The following is a 20,522-nucleotide window of genomic DNA, read 5'->3' on the forward strand; positions in this document are numbered from 1 at the left end:
ATCAGGCTGCCGAGGTGAAAAGCCCGGTGACGTTGCCCGACGCGATGCGGGTGTCCGAGGGGGCTGCTGCCGAAGTGAAGAGACCAGTGGCCTCGCCTGCCTCGATCTGGGTGCCTGCCGGAGTGGCGGCCGAGGTGAACATCTCGGTGGCGTCGCCCGAGAGCGTCTCGGTGCCCATCGGAGCCGCGGCCGAGGTGAACATGCCGGTGGCGTCGCCTGCGGCGATCCGGGTGCCGGCCGGGGTGGCTGCCGAGGTGAACATCTCGGTGGCGTCGCCCGAGAGCGTCTCGGTGCCCATCGGAGCCGCGGCCGAGGTGAACATGCCGGTGGCGTCGCCTGCGGCGATCCGGGTGCCGGCCGGGGTGGCTGCCGAGGTGAACATCTCGGTGGCGTCGCCCGAGAGCGTCTCGGTGCCCATCGGAGCAGCAGCAGAGGTGAACATGCCGGTGGCCTCGCCTGCGGCGATCCGGGTGCCTGCCGGAGTGGCGGCCGAGGTGAACATCTCGGTGGCGTCGCCGGTCAGCGCGAGCGAGCCGGTGGGCGATGCGGCCGAGGTGAAGAGACCGGTGGCCTCACCTGCCTCGATGCGGGTGCCCGCCGGGGTGGCGGCCGAGGTGAACATCTCGGTGGCGTCGCCGGTCAGCGCGAGCGAGCCGGTCGGGGACGCGGCGGAGGTGAAGAGACCGGTGGCTTCGCCGGCGGCGAGCATGCTGGTCATCGGCGCGGCGGCCGAGGTGAACATCTCGACGGCGTCGCCGAGAAGCGCGTCACCATGCGCCGACGGAGCGGCCGCGGAGGTGAACATCGAGCAGCCTTCGCCGCCGAACATGTCGGCACCGAAAAGATCGGCGGTTTCAGTGACGATTTCATGCTTGAGTTGAGCAGACATTGGGAACCCCTAGGTTGAGTGAATTTGGTCGTTGCGATGGAGACAGGGTTTCCCTCTGCAGCTGTTTATGACAATATGGTTTCTTGTGTAGGTTGAGTTATACACGAGTTGTTCACATGAAGTAAGTCCGCTAACGCGCTGGAAGAAAATTGCTATGGGAGTTCCCCACAGAAAGATAATTTCTGTGGATAATATTCTGCGGCCTGATCAAACGCTTGATTTCAGACCGAATCACCCCTCGATCCCATGCCCATCCTTGCTCAGAATCACCTGTCGGGGTTGCCCAGAGAGAGCGCTTGCGCGATAGCTTGCGCATCGCAGCGGAGGCCCCCAATGAAGATCGCGACCTTCAACATTAACGGTATCAAGGCCCGCCACGCGGCGCTTCTCGACTGGCTCGACGAGGCCCAGCCCGACGTCGCGCTGCTCCAGGAGATCAAGTCGGTCGACGAGGGCTTCCCCCGCGAGCCCTTCGAAGAGCGCGGCTACAACGTCGAGACCCACGGCCAGAAGGGCTTCAACGGGGTCGCCATCCTGTCGAAGCTGCCGCTCGAGGACGTCAGCCGCGGGCTGCCCGGCGACGACGAGGACGAGCAGGCGCGCTGGATCGAGGCGACCGTCGTGGGCGAGACCCACGCGCTGCGGCTCTGCGGGCTCTACCTTCCCAACGGCAACCCGGCGCCCGGGCCCAAGTACGACTACAAGCTGGCATGGATGGAGCGGCTCGAGGCCCGCGCCCGCGCCCTGCTCGCCGACGAGATGCCGGCGATGATGGCCGGCGACTACAACGTCATCCCGCAGGCCGAGGACGCCGCCAAGCCCGAGTCCTGGACCGAGGACGCGCTCTACCTGCCGCAGACCCGCGCCGCCTTCCGCCGGATCCTGAACCTCGGCTTTACCGAGGCCTTCCGCACCCGCCACCCCGAACCCGGGCACTATTCCTTCTGGGATTACCAGGCCGGCGCGTGGCAGCGGAACAACGGCATCCGCATCGACCACATCCTGCTGACCCCGCAGGCGGCCGACCTGATGCGCGACGTGCAGATCGACCGCGACATCCGCGGACGCGACAAGCCGTCGGACCACGTGCCTGTCTGGGTCGACATGGCATGCTGATCCGCGCGCCCCGCTTGCGCCTTTCCGGCATGGGGCTTACATCTGTTGCATCTTACCAGACAGCGGAGACAACGCCCCATGGCCATTGAAGCGACGGAGATCGAGCAGCTCATCCGGGCCGCCTTCCCCGATGCCAAGATCACAATCACCGACCTCGCGGGGGATGGAAATCACTACGCGGCCGAGGTGATCGACGAGAGCTTCCGTGGCAAGAACCGGGTCCAGCAGCAGCGCGCGGTCTATGCAGCCCTGCAGGGCAAGATGGACGGCAACAACGGCGACCTGCACGCCCTTGCGCTGACGACCAAGGCGCCCGAGTGACGCCACAGAGAGCCCGGCATGGCATCGCGGGCGCTGCGATGATCCGGCCGGGAGTTTGAAACACGGCCCCCATGCGGCGGGCCCGCAGAGCGCGGCCAGAGCGCGCGAACAGGAGATCAGGATGACCACCGACGCGAAGACGACGATCGACGACACCGTTAAGGCCAACGACGTGGTGCTGTTCATGAAAGGCACCAAGAGCATGCCCCAGTGCGGCTTTTCCAGCCGTGTGGCCGGCGTGCTGAACTACATGGGTGTCGAGTTCCTCGACGTGAACGTGCTGGCGGACGACGCGATCCGTCAGGGCATCAAGGATTACTCGGACTGGCCGACCATCCCGCAGCTCTACGTCAAGGGCGAGTTCGTCGGCGGCTGCGACATCATCACCGAGATGACCCTCTCGGGCGAGCTCGACCAGCTCTTCGAACAGAACGGCGTCACCTACAACAAGGACGCCGCCGACAAGATCCGCGAAGCCAACGCCTGACTTCGCCCGTCGGAGGCCCGCCGGCCGCGGCCCGGGCCTCCGCTTCCCCTCTGCGCTGACAGGCGCCTGCTTTCCAGACATCCCCGCATCCGACGCCCGAGACGCGCCTGACCTCGCCGAAAGGACCGACCATGCCAGATCTCGTCCTGCGCGATGCGACCACGGCCGCGGATCTTGCCCAAGTGCGCGCGCTCTGCTGGGCCTACCGCGACCATCTGATCGACCATGCCCCCGCCACGCGCGCGCTGGTCGAGCATTTCTACCCCGAGGACGGCTACCGCGCGACGCTGGAGGCCCTGCCGGGGGATCATGACGCCGTGCTGCTGGCATGGCACGGCGACCGCGCCGTGGGCTGTGCCATGTCGCACCCGCTCGAGGACGGGAACTGCGAGATCAAGCGCGTCTACGTGGCGCCCGCGGCCCGTGGGCTGGGTGCCGGCCGGGTGCTGGTCTCCGAGCTCGTGGTCCGAGCCGAGGCGCGCGGACAGGCCCGCGTACTGCTGGACACGCTGAAGACGCTGGAGAGCGCCCGTGCGCTCTACCGTGCGCTCGGCTTCCGTGAACGCGGCCCCTATGCGCCGCTGCCCCCGATGGAGGCCGACGCGCTCTGTTTCTACGAAAAGGTTCTGACCTGACCCGGGCCCGTATTTCGGGAGTCCCCCGAAACGGCCGGAGGTCAGCTGTTGGGGTCCTCGTAGACGCCCTGTTCCTTCAGCGCGTCGATGACCTCTTTCGGCATGTAGGTCTCGTCATGCTTGGCGAGGATCTCTGAGGCCTGGAACACGCCGTCGATGTAGCGACCGGTGCCGACCATGCCCTGGTTCTCGGCGAAGAGGTCCGGCAACACGCCCGCGAAGACCACCGGCACCGAGGCACCGCCGTCGGTGACGCTGAAGCGGATCTCGTGGCCGTCGCCGCGGATCAGGGTGCCTTCTTCGACCAGCCCGCCAAGACGGAAGGTCTCGTTGGGGGTCGGCGGGGCCTCGACCAGCTGGCTCGGCGAGCGGAAGAAGTTGATGCCGTCGCGCATGGCGTAGCCGATCAGCACGGTCGACACGACCAGCGCCACGGCGGCCAGCGCCACCACCTGGATCCGGCGCTTCTTCTTCAGCGACTTGAGCGACATGGCATCTCCTCCTGACCCGACTATGACGCCGGGATCTCGGCTTGTCAGCACCGACTATATGGCACCTGCCGGAAGGCGTGTCCGTGAGCAAGATCAAATCCGTCCCGACTGACGCAGCCGTGATCTACGGGACGGGCGGTCCGCCCCCCCTCGCTCAGGCGGATTCGAAGCTGATCTCGCGCCGCAGGAAGCGGGTGGCGTGACCCGAAACCTTGCGCGGATCGCCGGTCGTCAGGAAGCGGGACTCGGTGCCCGACCCCAACATTCCAGGGTGACGGCGCAGGTAGTCGGCCAGCGACTCGGCCACGAGGTTGGCCTGCGAATAGACCGTCACGTCGGGCCCCAGCGCCTCCTGGAAGATGTCCTCCATCAGCGGGTAATGCGTGCAGCCGAGGATCGCGGCCTCGGGCTCGGGCATCTTGCGCTTGAGCGCGTCGACATGGCTGCGGACCAGCGCCTCGGCGAGGATCATGTCGCCCTCCTCGATGGCGTCCACCAGCCCGCCGCAGGCCTGAGCCTCGACGTCGACGCCGATGGCGCGGAAGGCCAGCTCGCGCTGGAAGGCCCGGCTGCGCACGGTGGCCGGCGTCGCGAAGAGCGCCACGTGCTGCACGCCGACCTCGCGCGGCGGCGAATTATCGCCCCACTGACGTTCGGTCATCGCCTCGATCAGCGGCACGAACACGCCCAGCACGCGCTTGTCGCGCGGGATCCAGGTCTCCTGCATCCGGCGCAGCGCCGCCGCCGAGGCGGTGTTGCAGGCGAGGATCACCAGATCGCAGCCCGCTTGCCAGAGCCGGTCCACCGCGGCGGTGGTGAGATTGTAGATGTCGTCGGCGTCGCGCACGCCGTAGGGCGCATGCGCGCTGTCGGCGAAATAGACAAAGGGAACCTCGGGAAGACGCTTTGAAACCGCGTCAAGGACCGTGAGTCCGCCGAGTCCGGAATCGAACACACCAACTGCCATGGGCCTGCCTCCTGCCTCTTCTGCACCCTCGAGTCGTAAGGGGGCGTTTCGATGGTCTTACGGGGCTTGCGGGGGAAAATCCATCGCGACCGAAGCAGCGGGACGGCGGCGTCCGGCCAAATGCCCGGAACGCCGCCTGACTGCGGTCTGAATGGCGTCTTCGGGAACGCTACGCGGACGGGGAAGGCCCGTCCGCGCGGCTCCGTCACTCTGCCGCGCGGGCGAGCGGTGCGCCGCCCTGGCGGATGGCCGAGAGCAGTTCCTCGCGGCGCTTGGCGGCCTCCTGCTCGTTCTTCTCCTTGACCGGGCCGAAGCCGCGGATGCGCAGCGGCAGCTCGGCCAGCGCCACGGTGGCGTCGAGCGTCTCGGGACTGAGCTTGGGCAGGACCTCGGCCATGTCGGCCTCGTACTGCGCGATCAGCGCGCGCTCCATCCGGCGCTCGTCGGTGCGGCCGAACGGGTCGAACCACGTGCCGCGCAGCCCCTTGAGCTTCGCCAGCAGCCCGAAGGCCCGCAGCATCCCCTCGCCGTAGGTCTTCTTGACCGGGCGGCCGTCGGGGCCGGTCTTCGACAGCATCGGCGGCGCGAGGTGGAACTTCATCTCGAAGCCCTCCTCGAAGGTGCCGAGCGCCTTCTCGCGGGTCTCGAGGTGGAGCCGGGCGACCTCGTACTCGTCCTTGTAGGCAAGCAGCTTGTGATAGCCGAGCGCCACCGCCTCGCGCAAACGCGGATCCTCGATGCCGTCGACCAGCGCGCGGTAGCGCCGGGCCAGCCGCTTGCCCTGGTAGGCCACCAGGTGGCTCTCGCGGAAGGCGATGCGCTGCTCGAGCGTCTTCGGCTTCTCGACGACCTTCGGCGTGATCATGGCCTCGGCCTCGGCCGGGTGGAGCATCGCCCAGCGGCCGATCTCGAAGGCGCGCAGGTTGCGCTCGACCGCGGCGCCGTTGAGACGGATGGCCTCGGCGATGGCGTCATGCGGCAGCGGCACGAGACCCTGCTGCCACGATGCGCCAAGGATCATCATGTTCGAGAAGATCGAGTCGCCCATGGTGACCCGCGCCAGCTCGGTCGCATCGAAGAGCCGCGCACGATCCTGCATTCGCGCCTCAAGAGCGAGCCGCAACCTGTCGGCAGGCAAAGAGAATTCCGTGTTGCGTGTGAACTCTCCAGTGATGATCTCGTGGCTGTTGACCACGGCACCGGTGCGGCCACTGCGGGTCAGGCCGAGCGTCTTGGCTCCGGCGCTCACCACCAGGTCGCCGCCGATCAGCGCATCCGCCTCGCCAATGGCCACGCGCACGGCGCTGATGTCCTCGGGACGGTTGGCAAGGCGCAGGTGGATATGCACGGCGCCGCCCTTCTGGGCGAGACCCGCCATCTCCATCATGCCCGCGCCCAGCCCGGCGATCTGCGCCGCCTGCGCCAGCACCGCGCCGATGGTCACCACGCCGGTGCCGCCGACGCCGGTGATGACGACGTTGTGGGTGCCGTTGATCTGCGGCAGCGCGGGCGCCGGCAGGTGCGGCAGGTCGAGCGCCGCAGTGTCGCCCTTGCGCATCTTGGCGCCCTCGAGCGTCACGAAGGACGGGCAGAAGCCCTTGAGGCAGGAGAAATCCTTGTTGCAGCTCGACTGGTCGATGGCGCGCTTGCGGCCAAGCTCGGTCTCGGCGGGCACGATCGACACGCAGTTCGACTGCACGCCACAATCGCCGCAGCCCTCGCAGACGTCGGTGTTGATGAACACCCGCTTGTCGGGATCGGGGAACTGCTTGCGCTTGCGGCGCCGGCGCTTCTCGGCGGCGCAGGTCTGGATGTAGAGAATGACCGAAACGCCCTTGATCCCCGAGAAGGTCTTCTGCACCGCCTCCATCTCGGCCCGCTCATGCTTTTCAATGCCTTGCGGGAAGAGGCTGAAGTCGGGTTCCTCCTTCTCGTCGTAGACCACGGCGAGGTTCTTGACCCCCATGGCGACCAGCTCGCGCGCGATGCGGTCGGCGGTGAGACCGCCCTCGTTGGGCTGGCCGCCGGTCATCGCGACGGCGTCGTTGAAGAGGATCTTGTAAGTGATGTTGGTGTCCGACGCGAGCGCCGCCCGGATCGCCTGAACGCCCGAATGGTTGTAGGTGCCGTCGCCTAGGTTCTGGAACACGTGCGGGCGCTTCGAGAACGGCGCCTCGCCGATCCAGTTGGCGCCTTCGCCGCCCATGTGGGTGAAGCCCGTGGTCTCGCGGTCCATCCACTGCACCATGTAGTGACAGCCGATGCCCGCGTAGGCGCGCGAGCCCTCAGGCACTTTGGTCGAGGTGTTGTGCGGGCAGCCAGAGCAGAAGTACGGCAGGCGCGCCGCGATCTCGGGAGCGTTGTCGGACTTGCGCACCTCTTCCAGCGACTGCAGCGACGCGCGGATGCGGTCGGTGCCGCGGCCCTCGTCGATGAGGATCTTGCCGAGGCGTTCGGCTATCATGATCGGGTCCAGCGCGCCCTGCGTCGGGAAGAGCTCGGGACCGTGCATCGAGCCCGCGCCGCCGCCGATGTGCCAGCCATAGACCCTGCGGCCCCGGCGGTCGTCGAAGATCGCCTCCTTGACCTGCACCTCGATGAGCTTGCGCTTCTCCTCGACCACGACGATCAGGTCGAGCCCCTCGGCCCAGTCGTGGAAGCCCAGCATGTCGAGCGGGAAGGTCTGCCCCACCTTGTAGGTGGTGATGCCCAGACGCTCGGCCTCGGCCTCGTCCAGTCCCAGAAGCGACAGCGCGTGCACGAGGTCGAGCCAGTTCTTGCCCGCGGCGACGAACCCGATCTTGGCGCCCGGCTTGCCCCACATGCGCTTGTCCATCCTGTTCGCGTGCGAGAAGGCCTCGGCCGCGAAGCGCTTGTAGTCGATGATGCGCTTTTCCTGCTCGTGGGGAGTGTCACCGAGCCGGATGTTGAGCCCGCCCGGCGGCATGTCGAACGCCGGCATCACCAGCGACATGCGGTCGGGGCGGCCGTCGACCACCGCAGTGGCCTCGACGGTGTCCTTCATGGTCTTGAGACCGACCCAGACACCGGCGAAACGCGACAGAGCGTAGCCGTAGATGCCGTAGTCCAGCACCTCCTGCACGCCTGCGGGCGAGACCACGGGCATGTAGGCGTCGATCATGGCCCATTCGGACTGGTGCAGCACGGTCGAGCTCTCGCCCGTGTGGTCGTCGCCCATGGCCATGAGCACGCCGCCGTGCTTCGAGGTACCCGCCATGTTGGCGTGGCGCATTACGTCGCCGGAGCGGTCCACGCCGGGGCCCTTGCCGTACCAGAGGCCGAAGACACCGTCGAACCTGCCCTCGCCGCGCAGCTCGGCCTGCTGGGCGCCCCAGAGCGCCGTGGCCGCCAGATCCTCGTTCAGGCCTTCATGAAAGAGAACGTCCGCCTCGCGGAGATGCTTTTCGGCCCGCTTCATCTGAAGGTCGACAGCCCCCAGCGGCGACCCCCTGTAGCCGGTGACGTAGCCCGCGGTATTCAGCCCCGCGGCACGGTCCCTGGCCTTCTGGATCAACATGAGCCTGACCAGTGCCTGGGTGCCGTTCAGCAGCACCGGGCTCTTGTTCAGGTTGAAACGGTCTTCGAGTGTAATCTCCACTTTGGTCACGCGCGCCTCCCTACGCTCATCCCTTGGGCAGTATACACTCATAATAGGTCAAAACTGCTGACCTTCATAGCCTTTTTTCGCTGTTTCTTCAGCGTCACGAAAGGATTGGTTCCCATTTAAGATTTGTGTCTTATATGAGGGCCCGCGAGCAGCGATGGGCAAAGGCATGGACTGGGACAAGCTAAGAATATTTCACGCGGTGGCGGACGCCGGCAGCCTTACACATGCGGGGGATGCTCTACATCTGTCCCAATCGGCCGTCTCGCGGCAGATCCGGTCGCTGGAAGAATCACTGAACACGACCCTGTTCCACCGGCATGCGCGCGGCCTGATTCTCACCGAACAGGGCGAACTTCTTTTCGACGCGACCGCGGCCATGGTCAAGCGTATCGACGCGGCCACAGCACGCATCCGTGACAGCGAGGAAGAGGTCTTCGGCGAACTCAAGGTCACCACGACCCATGGGTTCGGCGTTCTGTGGCTCGCCCCCAGGTTGACGAAGCTCTACGAGAAGTTTCCCGATCTCAAGATCGACCTGATGCTCGAGGAGCGGGTGCTCGACCTTCCCATGCGCGAGGCCGACATCGCCATCCGCATGAAAGAGCCGAGCCAGGCCGACCTCATCCGCAAGCGGCTGATGTCGATCCGGATGCGGATGTACGCCTCTCCCGACTACCTCGCGGAACACGGCACCCCGGGCGCGCTCGAAGAGCTCGAGAACCATCGCCTGATCTGCCAGAACCCGGCCTCGGCGCAGGTCGCGGCAGGCAAGCTGCTGGTGCAGGAGCTGCTGACCTACGGGCCGCAGACGGCGCTTACGGTGAACAACTATTTCGGCGTGCTGCAGGCGGTGGTCGCGAACCTCGGGATCGGCGTGCTCCCCGACTACATCATCGAGGATTTCCCCTCGGTGATCCGGGTCCTGCCCGAGGTCGAGAGCAACGAGGTTCCGGTGTTCCTCGCCTACCCCGAAGAGCTGCGCCATTCCAAGCGCGTGGCGGCGTTCCGCGACTTCGTTCAGGACGAAATCTTCGCCCACCGGAGACAACTCAGGGCGATGGGCGCAGACTGATTTCCCGCTTAAAGTGTGAGCCATGCGCCACACACATGGCGGAAATGCTGCGCCTGCGACGTCTTAAACCTTGATCGACTCAGAACTGATAACATATTCGGCAGATGAAGCTTGAAGCGCCCTAGCGCGCATCATCTTCATACCTCCCTGTTGGACTACGGCCGAGCTTTGTGCTCGGCCTTTTTTTTGGCGCCGCCTCTCCGGATTCGTGGGTATGGTGGCGCAAACAGGAGGACACCATGACCAGCCACGCCGGGACCCCGCCCAACGCCGCTCAGGAAACGTTCTGGAGCACCGGCCCCGGCCAGCACTGGGTACGGCTGCACCGCGAGCTCGACACGCTGCATGAGAACCTCAGCCGCCTCGTGCTCGACGCGGGCCGGCCCGGGCCGGGCGAGCGGGTTATCGACATCGGCTGCGGCGCAGGCGCACTGGCGATCGCCGCCGGGCAGCATGTCGGAACCAAGGGCTACGTGCTCGGGCTCGACATCTCGGCGCCGCTGATCGGGGTCGGCCGCGACAAGGCCGCGGCGCTCGACATCTGCGCGCCGGACTTCCTCGTGGCCGATGCCCAGACATGGGCCCACGACGGCGCGCCCTTCGATCTCTGCGTGTCGCGGAACGGGTTGATGTTCTTTGCAGATCCGGTGGCGGGCTTCCGCAATATCCTGTCGCATCTGCGGCCCGGCGGACGGCTGGTCTTCGCCGCCTGGGCCGAGGCGGCGCACAACCCGTGGTTTTCCCTCGCCATGCGCTTCGCGACCGAGCGGCTGGGCCCCGCCGCCCCCGGCGATCCGCATGGCCCCGGCCCCACCGCCTTTGCCGACACCGCACGCGTGCTGGCGCTGCTCGAGGCCGCAGGCGCCCCCGGCGCCACCGCCGAGGTCCACGACACCACGCTCGAGGTGCCCGAAGGCTTCGAGGCCGCCGCCGAGCTCACCCAGTTCGTGGGCCCGATTTCGCGCCACCTGCGCGACAAGGACGGCACCGAGGCGGACCGCGCCGCGATCCATGCGCAGGTCAAGGAGGCGTTCCGCGATTTCGACGACGGCAATGGTTGCCATATCCCCGCACGCATCAACCTTTTCACCGCAACGCACCCCTGAGCCTTCGCGCCCCCTTCCCCCGGAGGCGACCTTGCACTAAAGAGCGCGCAAGTCTGCCAGAGGGGAAAGTTCATGCAGGAACCGGCCATCACCGAAGAGCTGATCGCGGCACACGGCATCAAGCCCGACGAATACGCGCGGATCCTGCAGATCCTGAACCGCGAGCCCACCTTTACCGAACTGGGCATCTTCTCGGCCATGTGGAACGAGCACTGTTCCTACAAGTCATCCAAGATCCACCTCAAGGGCCTGCCCACCAAGGGCCCGCAGGTCATCTGCGGCCCGGGCGAGAACGCGGGCGTGGTGGACATCGGCGACGGCCAGGCGGTGGTCTTCAAGATGGAGAGCCACAACCACCCCTCCTACATCGAGCCCTACCAGGGTGCGGCGACCGGCGTCGGCGGCATCCTGCGTGACGTCTTCACCATGGGTGCGCGCCCGATCGCGGCGATGAACTCGCTGAGCTTCGGCGAGAAGGACCACCCCAAGACCCGTCGCCTCGTGCACGGTGTGGTCGAAGGCGTGGGCGGCTATGGCAACTGCTTCGGCGTGCCGACCGCGGGCGGCGAGGTTCGCTTCCACCCCGCCTACAACGGCAACTGCCTGGTGAACGCTTTCGCGGCGGGCCTCGCGGACAGCGACAAGATCTTCTACTCGGCGGCTTCGGGCGTCGGACGCCCGGTCGTGTACCTCGGCGCGAAGACCGGCCGTGACGGCGTCGGCGGTGCGACCATGGCCTCGGCCGAGTTCGACGAGACCATCGAAGAGAAGCGTCCCACCGTTCAGGTCGGCGACCCCTTCACCGAGAAGCGCCTGATGGAGGCCTGCCTCGAGCTGATGCAGACCGGCGCCGTGATCTCGATCCAGGACATGGGCGCCGCGGGTCTCACCTGCTCGGCCGTGGAGATGGGCGACAAGGGCGGCCTCGGCATCCGACTCGACCTCGAGAAGGTGCCGCAGCGCGAAAAGAACATGACCGCCTACGAGATGATGCTGTCGGAGAGCCAGGAGCGCATGCTCATGGTGCTCGATCCCTCGAAGGAGGCCGAGGCCAAGGCCGTCTTCGACAAGTGGGACCTCGACTTCGCCATCGTCGGCGAGACCATCGAGGAAGACCGCTTCCTCATCGTGCACAACGGCGAGGTAAAGGCCGACATGCCGCTGTCGCGCCTGTCGTCTTCGGCGCCGGAATACGACCGCCCCTGGGTGCCGTCCGAGCCCGCCGCACCGCTAGCCGACGTGCCGCAGATCGACGGCATCGACGCGCTCAAGGCGCTGGTCTCGAGCCCCAACTACTGCTCGCGCGAGTGGGTCTACGAGCAATACGACAGCCAGGTCATGGCCGACACAGTGCGCATCCCCGGCTTCGGCTCGGGCGTGATCCGTGTGCACGGCACCGACAAGAAGCTCGCTTTCACCTCCGACGTGACCCCGCGCTACGTCAAGGCCAACCCGGTCGAGGGCGGCAAGCAGGCGGTGGCCGAGGCCTACCGCAACCTGACCGCCGTGGGCGCGCTGCCGCTCGCCACCACCGACAACCTGAACTTCGGCAACCCAGAGAAGCCCGAGATCATGGGCCAGTTCGTCGAGGCCCTGCGCGGCATCGGCGAGGCCTGCCTCACGCTCGACATGCCGATCGTCTCGGGCAACGTGTCGCTCTACAACGAGACCGACGGCGTGGGCATCCTGCCGACGCCGACCATCGGCGCCGTGGGCCTCATCGCTGCCGGCGAAGAGCCGATCCTCGGCTATGCCCGTGACGGTCACGTGGCGCTGCTGCTCGGCACTCCCGGCAGCCACCTCGGCCAGTCGGCGCTGCTTGCCGAGGTCTTCAACCGCGAGGAAGGCGACGCCCCCGCGGTCGATTTGGCCGAAGAGAAGCGCAACGGCGAGTTCATCCGCGCCAACCGCGAGTGGATTAAGTGCTGCACCGACCTCAGCGACGGCGGCCTCGCGCTCGCGGCCTTCGAGATGGCCGAGGCCTCGGGCGTCGGCGTGCATCTCGACAGCGGCGACACCGCGGAGCTCTTCGGCGAGGATCAGGGCCGCTACCTGATCTCCTGCAGCTTCGACGCCGCAGAGGCGCTGATGATCGCCGCCGGGCGCGCCGGGGTGACCCTGCACACCGTCGGCCGCTTCGCCGGCGACAGCGTCCGCTTCGGCAGCTCCGATGCCCCGCTGGCCGAGCTCTCGGCGCTGTACCGCAGCAGCTTCGGCGCAACCTTCGGCTGATCCGCGAGGATCTCGAAAAACGGATCGGTGGAAAGGCGCGGCCCTTTCCACCGGCCTCGGCGCCTGTCCCCGCGCCCGGTCCCCCTGCCGTCCTCCGACACCAGCATCGCCTACAGAAACCGCCGTTTTCCGCGGGCTTACATGCAATTGCGGGAATGCAACGCCATAGTTGCAGGGGCTCCGCAATGCTATTAACAAGATGTCATTATTGATGCCGCGAGACCGCGGCGTTTCTCGTATTGAGAGAATTTCAGACTTGCTTCCGGTGCTTCGCACGACCCGAGCACTGCGTCACCAGAAGGGATGGCCGCAAGATGAACAACTGGGACGATCTGCGCTTCCTCGTCGCCCTTTCGAAGACCGGAACCATGACTGCCGCGGCCAAGAGCCTCGGCACCAACACGGCCACCGTGTCGCGCCGGATCGAGCGTCTGTCCGAGACGCTGGGCATGCCCGCCTTCATCAAGACCGGCGAGGGCTGGCGCCCGTCCGAGGCCGTGGCCTCGCTCATCCAGCTGGCGCAGAGCTTTGACGGCGAACTGCAGGCGGCGCTGAACTCGCAGGCGGTGAACTCGGACTCCGAGCCTGTCACCATCAGCGTGGGCTCGCTGCCCATCGTCACCTCTCTGGTCCTGTTCCCCGGCCTCACCCGGCACAAGCCGGTTCTGGAGGGCGTCCAGCTCACCTTCTCGGACCGGATGTTCAAGGAAGGGCTTGGTGACTACGACCTGGTGATCCAGTACGCCCGCCCCGGTCAGGGCCGCATCGTTGCGCGCAAGGTGGGGTCGATGTCCTATCGCTTCTACCGCTTCCGCGATGGCGACAGCGGCGGCGACTGGGCCGGCCTCGGCGAGGCGCATGACGACGCGCCGATGATGCAGGCCGGGCTGAACGCCTTCGGCCGCCCGCCGCGGCTGCGCGTCGACAGCCTGATGGCGCTGCACCGGCTGATGCAGATGACCCGCCTTCCCGGCCCGCTGCCCGAGCTTCTGGCCGAGGACGATCCGGACCTCGTGCCGCTAGATCCCGCGATCCCTCCGAAGATCGAAGAATGCTGGCTGTTCTACCACGAGAGCCGCCGCAACGACCCCGGGATCCGGCGCGCCGTCGACTGGGTGATCCGCTGTTTCGAGGACCTGCCGAACCAGGACCGCCTCCGCGCCGCCGAAGCCTGACGGCGCTGTCGGAACGGCGCCTCCGTCGCGCCGTTCCCGTCCCTGTTCACGGGCTCAGAGCCCGTAGATCGCCCCGAACTTCGCCTCGAGATAGTCGAGCAGCGGCGCCTCGCTCGGCGCTTCTCCGCAGGCGCGGGTGATGACGTCGCGCGGCTCGTAGAGCCCGCCGTATTGCTGCACGTTCTCCGAGAGCCACGCGGTGGCCGCTGCAAGATCGCCCGCCACCATCTGGCTGTCGAGATCCGGCACCGCCGCCCGCAGCGCCTTGTGCAGGCAGCCGGCGTAAACGTTGCCCAGCGAGTAGGTCGGGAAGTAGCCGAAGAGCCCCGCCGACCAGTGCACGTCCTGCAGCACCCCGTCCGAGGGCTTGTCGACCGGGAAGCCGAAGTCCGACAGGAAGCGCTCGTTCCACGCCGCCTCGAGGTCGTCGACCTCGAGCGTACCGGCGATCAGCGCCTGCTCCAGATCGAAGCGCAGAAGGACGTGGAGGTTGTACTGCACCTCGTCCGCCTCGGTGCGGATGAAGCCGTTCTGCACCCGGTTCACGGCGGCGTAGAAGGCATCGGGGCCGTCGAGTCCGAGATCGCCGAAAAGCTCGGTCATGCGGGTGAAGAGCCACGAGGTGAAAGCGCGCGAGCGGCCGAGCTGGTTCTCGTAGATGCGGCTCTGGCTCTCGTGCACGCCCATCGACACGCCCTGACCCAGCGGAGTGAAGCGGTAGCTGCTGCGGATCGACTGCTCGTAGGCGGCGTGGCCGACCTCATGGATGGTCGAGTAGAGGCAGTTGAACGGGTCGAGCGCGTTGGTCCGCGTGGTGATGCGCACGTCGTCGCCCGAGCCCGAGCTGAACGGGTGCACCGCCTTGTCGATGCGCCCGCGCGCCATTTCGTAGCCGAAGGTGCGCGCCACGGTCTGCGACAGCATCATCTGCGCCTGTTCGTCGAAGGTGCCCTGCAGCGACGCCGGCTGCGGGCGGTCGAGCACCGCCTGCCGCAGCGCCACCAGCCGCGGCCGCAGCGCGCCGAACATGCCCGAGAGCTGCGCCGCGGTGGCGCCGGGTTCGTAGTCGTCGAGCAGCGCGTCATAGGCGTCGCCACCGGCGGCCAGCGCGGCGCCCTCCTCGCGCTTGAGGCGCACGACCTCCTTCAGCACCGGCGCGAAGGCCGCGAAATCGTCGTCGGCGCGCGCCTCGGCCCAGATCCGGTGCGCCCGGCTGGTGATGCGCGCGATGTCGGTGGCAAGCTTCGCCGGCACCCGCAGCCCGCGCTCGTAGGAGCGGCGAATGTGGCGCAGGTGGGCGGTGCCCTCCTCGTCCAGCGCGCCATCGTCGACGGCATCGAGCCACTCGCCCACGCGCGGATCGGTGCGGCGGGCGTGAAGGATCGATTCCATCACCGCCATCTCCTCGGAGCGCTGCTCGGAGGCGCCGTGCGGCATCATCACTTCCTGGTCCCAGCCGAGTCGACCGGCCACCTGCGCCAGCGCCCCGGTTTCGCGCTGGAAGGACATGAGCTTGTCGTAGGCGGTCATCGTGCGGTCCCCCGGATGGATTGGGTCTTGGGATATTGCGCGCCGAAGCGGGCGCGGATGATCAGCACCCAGAGCACCACGGCCCCGATCTGGTGGGTGATCGCGATGTGCAGCTGGGCGACGTAGAGCACCGTGGTGATGCCCAGCACCACCTGCAGCAGCAGCATCGCCATCACCGCGTTGAAGCGGAAGCGGGTGTCCGAATTGGCGGACTTGCGGCCGCGCAGCCAGGTCACGACGCCGAAGATGAAGAGCAGGTAGCCCGCCATCCGGTGCATGAACTGCACGAGGCCCGGATCCTCGAAGAAGTTGCGCCAGACCGGCACGAGGTCGAAGGGCTGCGGCGGGAAGAACCCGCCCGCCATCAGCGGCCAGTCGGTGTAGCTGCGGCCGGCGTCGATGCCTGCCACCAGCGCCCCCAGCAGGATCTGCAGGAAGGCGAAATGCATGAGCCCGGTGCTCATCGAGAAGAGCTTGGCCTCGCGCCCGCGGCGCGCCTGCATGAGCTCACGCTCCGGCCGCCCGAGGGCGAAGACATACCACGCGATGAACCCGAGGATGATGAAGGCGAGCCCGAGGTGGATCGCCAGCCGGTAGGAGGCCACGCTGACCATGTCGCCGGTCAGGCCCGAGGACACCATCCACCAGCCGATGGCGCCCTGCAGCCCGCCGAGCACGCCGAGGCCCAGCAGCCGCGGCGTCCAGCCGGTCGGGATCTTGCGCGCCACGAGGAAACCGAAGAACCCCAGCGCCCACACGAGGCCGATGACGCGGCCAAGCTGGCGATGGCCCCATTCCCACCAGTAGATGCTCTTGAATTCGGATAGCGTCATCTGGTTGTTCATGAGGCGGTACTGCGGGCTCTGCTGGTAAAGCGTGAACTCCTCTTCCCAGTGCGCCGCGTCCATCGGGGGCAGCGCGCCGGTGACCGGCTTCCACTCGGTGATCGACAGACCGCTGTCGGTGAGCCGCGTGAGCCCGCCCACCACGATCATCGCCATGACCAGCGCGAAGATCACCATCAGCCAGATGCGGATCGCACCGCGCGCGCCGCCCCGGCCCCTGTCGATCATGCCACCCGCTGGCTGCGTCCCCTTCGGCGCCTCGGCGGCGACCTCCTCGAAAAGCTTGCGCTGACCGGCCATGCCTCACCTTTCCTCACTTCGGGGCGGACGATAGGGCCACCCCGGTACTGCTTCAACCCCGCCCGGTGTGCCCCGGCGCCGCAGCCCCGCAATGGGTCAGCCGCGTTCCTTCCAGCGCACCATCTGCCGCATGATGCCGTGCAGCGTGCGCACGTCCTCACGCGTGAGCGGCATCCGGCTCCAGAGGTTGCGCAGGGTCAGTTTCATCGCGGGCGCCTTGTGGTCGGGGAAGAAGAACCCCGCCTCGTCCAGACGCTCTTCGTAGTGCTCGGAGAGCTTCTCGACCTCGATGGCGCTGGCCCATTCCGCCCCCGCCATCTCGTCGCGCCGCGCCTCGATCCCGGCGCTCGCCCGGCGCCATTCGTAGCCGCAGAGCAGCACGCATTGCGCGAGGTTCAGCGACGGGAACTCGGGGTTCACCGGCACCGAGATGATGGCATTGGCCTGCGCCACGTCGGCGTTCTCGAGCCCCGCCCGTTCGGGGCCGAACATCACCGCCACGCGGCCGCCCGCAGCGATCCGGCTGGCGGCCTCGCGCATCGCCTCTTCCGGGGAATAGACCGGCTTGGTCATGCCGCGCTGCCGGGCGGTGGTGGCAAAGATCAGGTCGCAGTCGCCGACCGCGCCCGCCACGTCCTCGCTCAGCACCGCATCGTCGAGCAGCCGCCCCGCACCAGAGGCCATGGCCACCGAGGCCGGGTTCGGCCAGCCGTCGCGCGGGCTCACCAGCCGCATCCGGTCGAGCCCGAAATTCCACATGGCGCGCGCCGCGGCGCCGATGTTTTCGCCCATCTGGGGCCGCACAAGCACGAAGGCCGGCTGTTTGACGTCGCTCGGCATGGCCTCTCCTTTGTCCTGCCGTCTCCCTAAGCGCCACGCTATTCGAGGGCAAGCGGGCTTCTGCCCCCCAGAAATATCCCCGCGCACGGCATCCGTCCTCTATGGTGGGGGCATTCCCCGACACAGGAGCGCCGGTCATGGCACATGACGAGGGCCTTGCAGAAACCCTTCGGAGCGATCTCGCGGCGGTGCCCGATCTGCGTGAGATCGCCATGTTCGGCGGGCTCTGCTTCACCTCGCGCGGCAACATGGTCTGCGGCACCTTCCGCGACCACGGGCTTTACCGCGTGGGCAAGGCGCAGGTGCCCCGTGCGCTCGCCCTGCCGCACACCGGCCCGATGACCATGGGCGAGCGCACCATGGGCGGTTTCGTGACGCTCGACCCGGACGGCTTCGCCGACGACGCGCTCCGCGAGCATCTCACCCGGCTGGCGCTGGCCTTCGTTGCCACGCTCGATCCGAAATGACCAAGGCAGGGCCTTGGCACTGCACCTCCGGGCGGTGTATGCAGCCCGGAAGTTTTTCCGAGGATGACCGCAATGGCCGAGACCGATCTGCCCCAGCTCTACCTGATCACGCCGCCGGAGTTCGATCTCTGCGAGTTCCCAGCGCGGCTCGATGCGGTGCTGCAGGCGGCCGAGATCGCCTGCCTCCGCCTCGCCCTCGCCACCCGCGACGAGGACAAGCTGCTGCGCGCCGCCGACGCGGTGCGCGAGATCGCCCACGCTCATGACGTGGCGCTTGTCATCGACACCCACGTGGTGCTCGCCCAGCGGCTCGGGCTCGACGGCGTGCATCTCACCGACGGGTCGCGCTCGGTGCGCCACGCCCGCAAGGAGCTTGGCCCGGACGCCATCGTCGGCGCCTTCTGCGGCGCCTCGCGCCACGACGGCATGGGCGCGGCAGAAGGCGGCGCGGATTATGTCTCCTTCGGCCCCCTCTCCGGCGAGTCGCTGGGCGACGGCACGCTGGCCGACCGCGATCTCTTCCAGTGGTGGTCCGAGATGATCGAGGTGCCGGTGGTGGCCGAGGGCGGTCTCACGCCCGAGCTGGTCGCCAGCCTGACCCCGGTCACCGACTTCTTCGGCATCGGTGAGGAAATCTGGAGCGCCGAGGACCCGGTCGCGGCCCTCGCGGCGCTCACCGCCGCGATGCGCTGACGCCCCTCCCGGGGCATTTTCACGACATCAGCTGCCGTAGGGGTGTGCCGAGCGCACCTGTGCCTCGAGGTGCGCGGCCAGCGTCTTGCGGTTGGGATGATCGTCGACCCGCACCGGCGGGTGGTAGACCAGCTCGACGCTGCCCTGCCGCTTGGCGCCCAGCAGCTTCAGCAGGTGCGGGCCCAGGGACATGCCGCCCCACCAGCCGTAGAATCGCAGATCCTCGCCCGCGGGCGCGTGGTAGATCACCGTCACCGCCTGCAGCTGCATCTCGTGCTTGAGCTCGTGGCTGAAGAAGGCCGCGAAAAGCGTCGACTTGAAGGGCAGAATGCGCATCCCGTCGGTCGAGGTGCCCTCGGGAAAGAACAGCAGCCGGTGACCGTGCAGCAGCCGCTCTTCGAAGACCGCCTTCTGCTCGGCGGCAGCGCGCGGGTCGCGGGTGATGAAGACGGTGCCCACCAGCCGCGCCAGCCAGCCGATGACCGGCCAGCGCGAGACCTCGGACTTGGCGACGAAATAGACGTCGCGCCGCGCGTTGAGCGCAACGATGTCGAACCACGAGCAATGGTTCGCGACCAGCGCCCCCGGCCCCTCGAGCCGCGGGCCGGTCGGCTTCACGACAATGCCGAGGACGGTACAACAGCTGCGGAAGACGATCCGGCTGATCCCGGGCGAGACCGGCCGGCGCATCCCGCAGAGCGGCCGCTCGAAGAGCCGCACCACCAGCATCGCCACCAGCCCGAGCGCCATGGTGAAGACCACCAGCGTCGCGCGCCAGACCACGCGGACCCAGTCCCCGGCACCGAGCGGCGGAGCCTCGGGCTCGTCGCCGTACCAGGTCGGGCTGCTCATTCCCGCCCCCGGGTGTAGATCCCCGCCGCCTTGGCGTTGAGCCGAGCGGTGTCCATGATCAGGCAGATGTCGGTGGTGTTGAAGGCGTGGTCGACGAAGGCGCCCTCGCCCACGGTGCCGCCAAGCCGCAGGTAGCCCTTGATCAGCGCCGGCACTTCGAGCATCGCGCGGCGCCGGTCGATCTCGGCTTCGGGCACCAGGTCCATGCTCTGGAACCGCCGCGAGCGCACCCGCAGCGGCTCGGGCGCAAGATGCCGGTGGTGCAGCAGCGACAGGGGCTCGGCCAGCTTCGCAACGTCGGTGCCGTGGAAGGAGGCGGTGCCGAACAGCACCTCGATGCCGTGCGCGCGGACGTAATCGGCAAGCGCGCCCCAGAGGTGCATCATCGCGGTGCCCCCCCGGTAGTCCGGGTGCAGGCAGGAGCGGCCGAGTTCCAGCAGGCGACGCCCGGAGGCGCGCAGCGGCGTGAGATCGTATTCGTCCTCGGAATAGAACTGGCCGGCGGCCCTGGCCTGGTCGTCGCGCAGCAGGCGGTAGACGCCTACCACGGCGCCGTCACGCTTGGCGTCGGTGAGGATCAGGTGGTCGAAGAACGGGTCGAAGCGGTCGCGTTCGAGCCGGCGCGCGTGATCGACCATCGCGCCGGAGCCGCCGAGCTCTTCGACGAAGACCTCGTACCGCAGCCGCTGCGCCGCCACGATGTCGTCCTCGTCGCGCGCCAGCCGCACCGTGAAATCCGTCTCGTCCAGAGCCATCCCGACCTCTCGCGTCCCACGTGCGGGCGTTCTTAATCCCCCGGGCCGCCAAGGGAAACCGGTTTTGCCTCGCCAAGTCGGTTACCGGCCGTTAACCTTTCTTCAACGTCTCGATGTCTAG

19 protein-coding genes are annotated in these 20,522 nt (G+C 67.6%); 10 read left to right on the forward strand and 9 right to left on the reverse strand.

Annotation, left to right across the window (positions count from 1 at the left end; genetic code table 11):
- Position 1: 1 nt before the first annotated feature.
- On the reverse strand, positions 2-889 hold the full coding sequence (locus tag BLQ77_RS15640) for a DUF6749 family protein (RefSeq protein ID WP_089960907.1): 888 nt from the start codon (positions 887-889) through the stop codon (positions 2-4).
- Positions 890-1,222: 333 nt separating this feature from the next.
- Here BLQ77_RS15640 and xth point away from each other — a divergent pair, with 333 nt between their 5' ends.
- The 4 genes from xth to BLQ77_RS15660 all read left to right on the forward strand — a co-directional run bounded on the left by xth (position 1,223) and on the right by BLQ77_RS15660 (position 3,448).
- Positions 1,223-2,005: an exodeoxyribonuclease III gene (gene xth, locus BLQ77_RS15645; RefSeq protein WP_089960909.1), complete on the forward strand. Its 783-nt coding sequence runs from the start codon at positions 1,223-1,225 to the stop codon at positions 2,003-2,005.
- A gap of 78 nt (positions 2,006-2,083) precedes the next feature.
- Positions 2,084-2,326, forward strand: a complete 243-nt coding sequence (locus tag BLQ77_RS15650) for a BolA/IbaG family iron-sulfur metabolism protein (RefSeq protein WP_008883764.1) — start codon at positions 2,084-2,086, stop codon at positions 2,324-2,326.
- 121 nt (positions 2,327-2,447) lie between these two features.
- A complete protein-coding gene (gene grxD / locus BLQ77_RS15655; RefSeq protein WP_089960912.1) occupies positions 2,448-2,813 on the forward strand; it encodes a Grx4 family monothiol glutaredoxin in 366 nt (121 codons plus the stop codon).
- 131 nt (positions 2,814-2,944) lie between these two features.
- Complete coding sequence (locus BLQ77_RS15660; protein ID WP_089960913.1) at positions 2,945-3,448, forward strand: GNAT family N-acetyltransferase; 504 nt, start codon at positions 2,945-2,947, stop codon at positions 3,446-3,448.
- A gap of 41 nt (positions 3,449-3,489) precedes the next feature.
- On the opposite strand, the gene ccmE is transcribed toward BLQ77_RS15660, so the two are convergent.
- The 3 genes from ccmE to BLQ77_RS15675 all read right to left on the reverse strand — a co-directional run bounded on the left by ccmE (position 3,490) and on the right by BLQ77_RS15675 (position 8,534).
- Positions 3,490-3,939: a cytochrome c maturation protein CcmE gene (gene ccmE / locus BLQ77_RS15665; RefSeq protein WP_089960916.1), complete on the reverse strand. Its 450-nt coding sequence runs from the start codon at positions 3,937-3,939 to the stop codon at positions 3,490-3,492.
- Between the two features lie 154 nt (positions 3,940-4,093).
- Entirely contained in the window at positions 4,094-4,906 is an 813-nt protein-coding gene (locus BLQ77_RS15670; protein ID WP_089960918.1) for a glutamate racemase, read from the reverse strand.
- Between the two features lie 205 nt (positions 4,907-5,111).
- Positions 5,112-8,534, reverse strand: coding sequence for an indolepyruvate ferredoxin oxidoreductase family protein (locus tag BLQ77_RS15675; protein ID WP_089960920.1), 3,423 nt, complete (start codon positions 8,532-8,534; stop codon positions 5,112-5,114).
- A 166-nt stretch (positions 8,535-8,700) separates the two neighbouring features.
- On the opposite strand from BLQ77_RS15675, the gene BLQ77_RS15680 reads away from it, so the two are divergent.
- From BLQ77_RS15680 to BLQ77_RS15695, 4 genes are all read left to right on the forward strand, one after another.
- A complete protein-coding gene (locus tag BLQ77_RS15680) occupies positions 8,701-9,606 on the forward strand; it encodes a LysR family transcriptional regulator (protein WP_040384347.1) in 906 nt (301 codons plus the stop codon).
- Between the two features lie 239 nt (positions 9,607-9,845).
- Entirely contained in the window at positions 9,846-10,712 is an 867-nt protein-coding gene (locus BLQ77_RS15685) for a class I SAM-dependent methyltransferase (RefSeq protein ID WP_089960922.1), read from the forward strand.
- 72 nt (positions 10,713-10,784) lie between these two features.
- Positions 10,785-12,944 (forward strand): phosphoribosylformylglycinamidine synthase subunit PurL, encoded by a 2,160-nt coding sequence (gene purL, locus BLQ77_RS15690; protein WP_089960925.1) that lies wholly within the window; start codon positions 10,785-10,787, stop codon positions 12,942-12,944.
- Positions 12,945-13,258: 314 nt separating this feature from the next.
- Complete coding sequence (locus tag BLQ77_RS15695; protein ID WP_089960926.1) at positions 13,259-14,119, forward strand: LysR family transcriptional regulator; 861 nt, start codon at positions 13,259-13,261, stop codon at positions 14,117-14,119.
- Between the two features lie 54 nt (positions 14,120-14,173).
- Here the strand turns inward: BLQ77_RS15695 and BLQ77_RS15700 are convergent, their stop codons facing one another.
- The 3 genes from BLQ77_RS15700 to BLQ77_RS15710 form a co-directional block, all read right to left on the reverse strand.
- On the reverse strand, positions 14,174-15,649 hold the full coding sequence (locus BLQ77_RS15700; protein ID WP_089960929.1) for a carboxypeptidase M32: 1,476 nt from the start codon (positions 15,647-15,649) through the stop codon (positions 14,174-14,176).
- Positions 15,646-16,794, reverse strand: a complete 1,149-nt coding sequence (gene ctaA, locus BLQ77_RS15705; protein WP_008884861.1) for a heme A synthase — start codon at positions 16,792-16,794, stop codon at positions 15,646-15,648. The genes BLQ77_RS15700 and ctaA overlap by 4 nt, the downstream gene beginning before the upstream one ends.
- Before the next feature lie 96 nt (positions 16,795-16,890).
- Positions 16,891-17,634, reverse strand: a complete 744-nt coding sequence (locus tag BLQ77_RS15710; RefSeq protein WP_008885617.1) for an RNA methyltransferase — start codon at positions 17,632-17,634, stop codon at positions 16,891-16,893.
- 137 nt (positions 17,635-17,771) lie between these two features.
- Between BLQ77_RS15710 and BLQ77_RS15715 the strand changes: the two genes are divergently transcribed.
- Positions 17,772-18,101 (forward strand): TfoX/Sxy family protein, encoded by a 330-nt coding sequence (locus tag BLQ77_RS15715; RefSeq protein ID WP_008885917.1) that lies wholly within the window; start codon positions 17,772-17,774, stop codon positions 18,099-18,101.
- 72 nt (positions 18,102-18,173) lie between these two features.
- Positions 18,174-18,794, forward strand: coding sequence for a thiamine phosphate synthase (locus BLQ77_RS15720; protein ID WP_089960932.1), 621 nt, complete (start codon positions 18,174-18,176; stop codon positions 18,792-18,794).
- A gap of 27 nt (positions 18,795-18,821) precedes the next feature.
- Here the strand turns inward: BLQ77_RS15720 and olsA are convergent, their stop codons facing one another.
- Complete coding sequence (gene olsA / locus BLQ77_RS15725; protein WP_089960933.1) at positions 18,822-19,646, reverse strand: lyso-ornithine lipid O-acyltransferase; 825 nt, start codon at positions 19,644-19,646, stop codon at positions 18,822-18,824.
- Entirely contained in the window at positions 19,643-20,401 is a 759-nt protein-coding gene (olsB, locus tag BLQ77_RS15730; RefSeq protein WP_089960936.1) for an L-ornithine N(alpha)-acyltransferase, read from the reverse strand. The genes olsA and olsB overlap by 4 nt, the downstream gene beginning before the upstream one ends.
- Positions 20,402-20,522 lie beyond the last annotated feature (121 nt).

Origin of the sequence: Salipiger thiooxidans (genome assembly GCF_900102075.1) — a bacterium.
GTDB lineage: Bacteria > Pseudomonadota > Alphaproteobacteria > Rhodobacterales > Rhodobacteraceae > Salipiger > Salipiger thiooxidans.

Bases quoted from the DNA above. Each gene is read 5' to 3' on its own strand.
- BLQ77_RS15670 (WP_089960918.1), bottom strand. From the start codon at position 4,906: ATGGCAGTTGGTGTGTTCGATTCCGGACTCGGCGGACTCACGGTCCTT.
- olsB (WP_089960936.1), bottom strand. From the start codon at position 20,401: ATGGCTCTGGACGAGACGGATTTCACGGTGCGGCTGGCGCGCGACGAG.
- BLQ77_RS15695 (WP_089960926.1), top strand. From the start codon at position 13,259: ATGAACAACTGGGACGATCTGCGCTTCCTCGTCGCCCTTTCGAAGACC.
- ccmE (WP_089960916.1), bottom strand. From the start codon at position 3,939: ATGTCGCTCAAGTCGCTGAAGAAGAAGCGCCGGATCCAGGTGGTGGCG.
- BLQ77_RS15680 (WP_040384347.1), top strand. From the start codon at position 8,701: ATGGACTGGGACAAGCTAAGAATATTTCACGCGGTGGCGGACGCCGGC.
- xth (WP_089960909.1), top strand. From the start codon at position 1,223: ATGAAGATCGCGACCTTCAACATTAACGGTATCAAGGCCCGCCACGCG.
- BLQ77_RS15650 (WP_008883764.1), top strand. From the start codon at position 2,084: ATGGCCATTGAAGCGACGGAGATCGAGCAGCTCATCCGGGCCGCCTTC.
- olsA (WP_089960933.1), bottom strand. From the start codon at position 19,646: ATGAGCAGCCCGACCTGGTACGGCGACGAGCCCGAGGCTCCGCCGCTC.
- BLQ77_RS15685 (WP_089960922.1), top strand. From the start codon at position 9,846: ATGACCAGCCACGCCGGGACCCCGCCCAACGCCGCTCAGGAAACGTTC.
- BLQ77_RS15700 (WP_089960929.1), bottom strand. From the start codon at position 15,649: ATGACCGCCTACGACAAGCTCATGTCCTTCCAGCGCGAAACCGGGGCG.
- ctaA (WP_008884861.1), bottom strand. From the start codon at position 16,794: ATGGCCGGTCAGCGCAAGCTTTTCGAGGAGGTCGCCGCCGAGGCGCCG.
- BLQ77_RS15710 (WP_008885617.1), bottom strand. From the start codon at position 17,634: ATGCCGAGCGACGTCAAACAGCCGGCCTTCGTGCTTGTGCGGCCCCAG.
- BLQ77_RS15715 (WP_008885917.1), top strand. From the start codon at position 17,772: ATGGCACATGACGAGGGCCTTGCAGAAACCCTTCGGAGCGATCTCGCG.
- BLQ77_RS15660 (WP_089960913.1), top strand. From the start codon at position 2,945: ATGCCAGATCTCGTCCTGCGCGATGCGACCACGGCCGCGGATCTTGCC.
- purL (WP_089960925.1), top strand. From the start codon at position 10,785: ATGCAGGAACCGGCCATCACCGAAGAGCTGATCGCGGCACACGGCATC.
- BLQ77_RS15720 (WP_089960932.1), top strand. From the start codon at position 18,174: ATGGCCGAGACCGATCTGCCCCAGCTCTACCTGATCACGCCGCCGGAG.
- BLQ77_RS15640 (WP_089960907.1), bottom strand. From the start codon at position 889: ATGTCTGCTCAACTCAAGCATGAAATCGTCACTGAAACCGCCGATCTT.
- grxD (WP_089960912.1), top strand. From the start codon at position 2,448: ATGACCACCGACGCGAAGACGACGATCGACGACACCGTTAAGGCCAAC.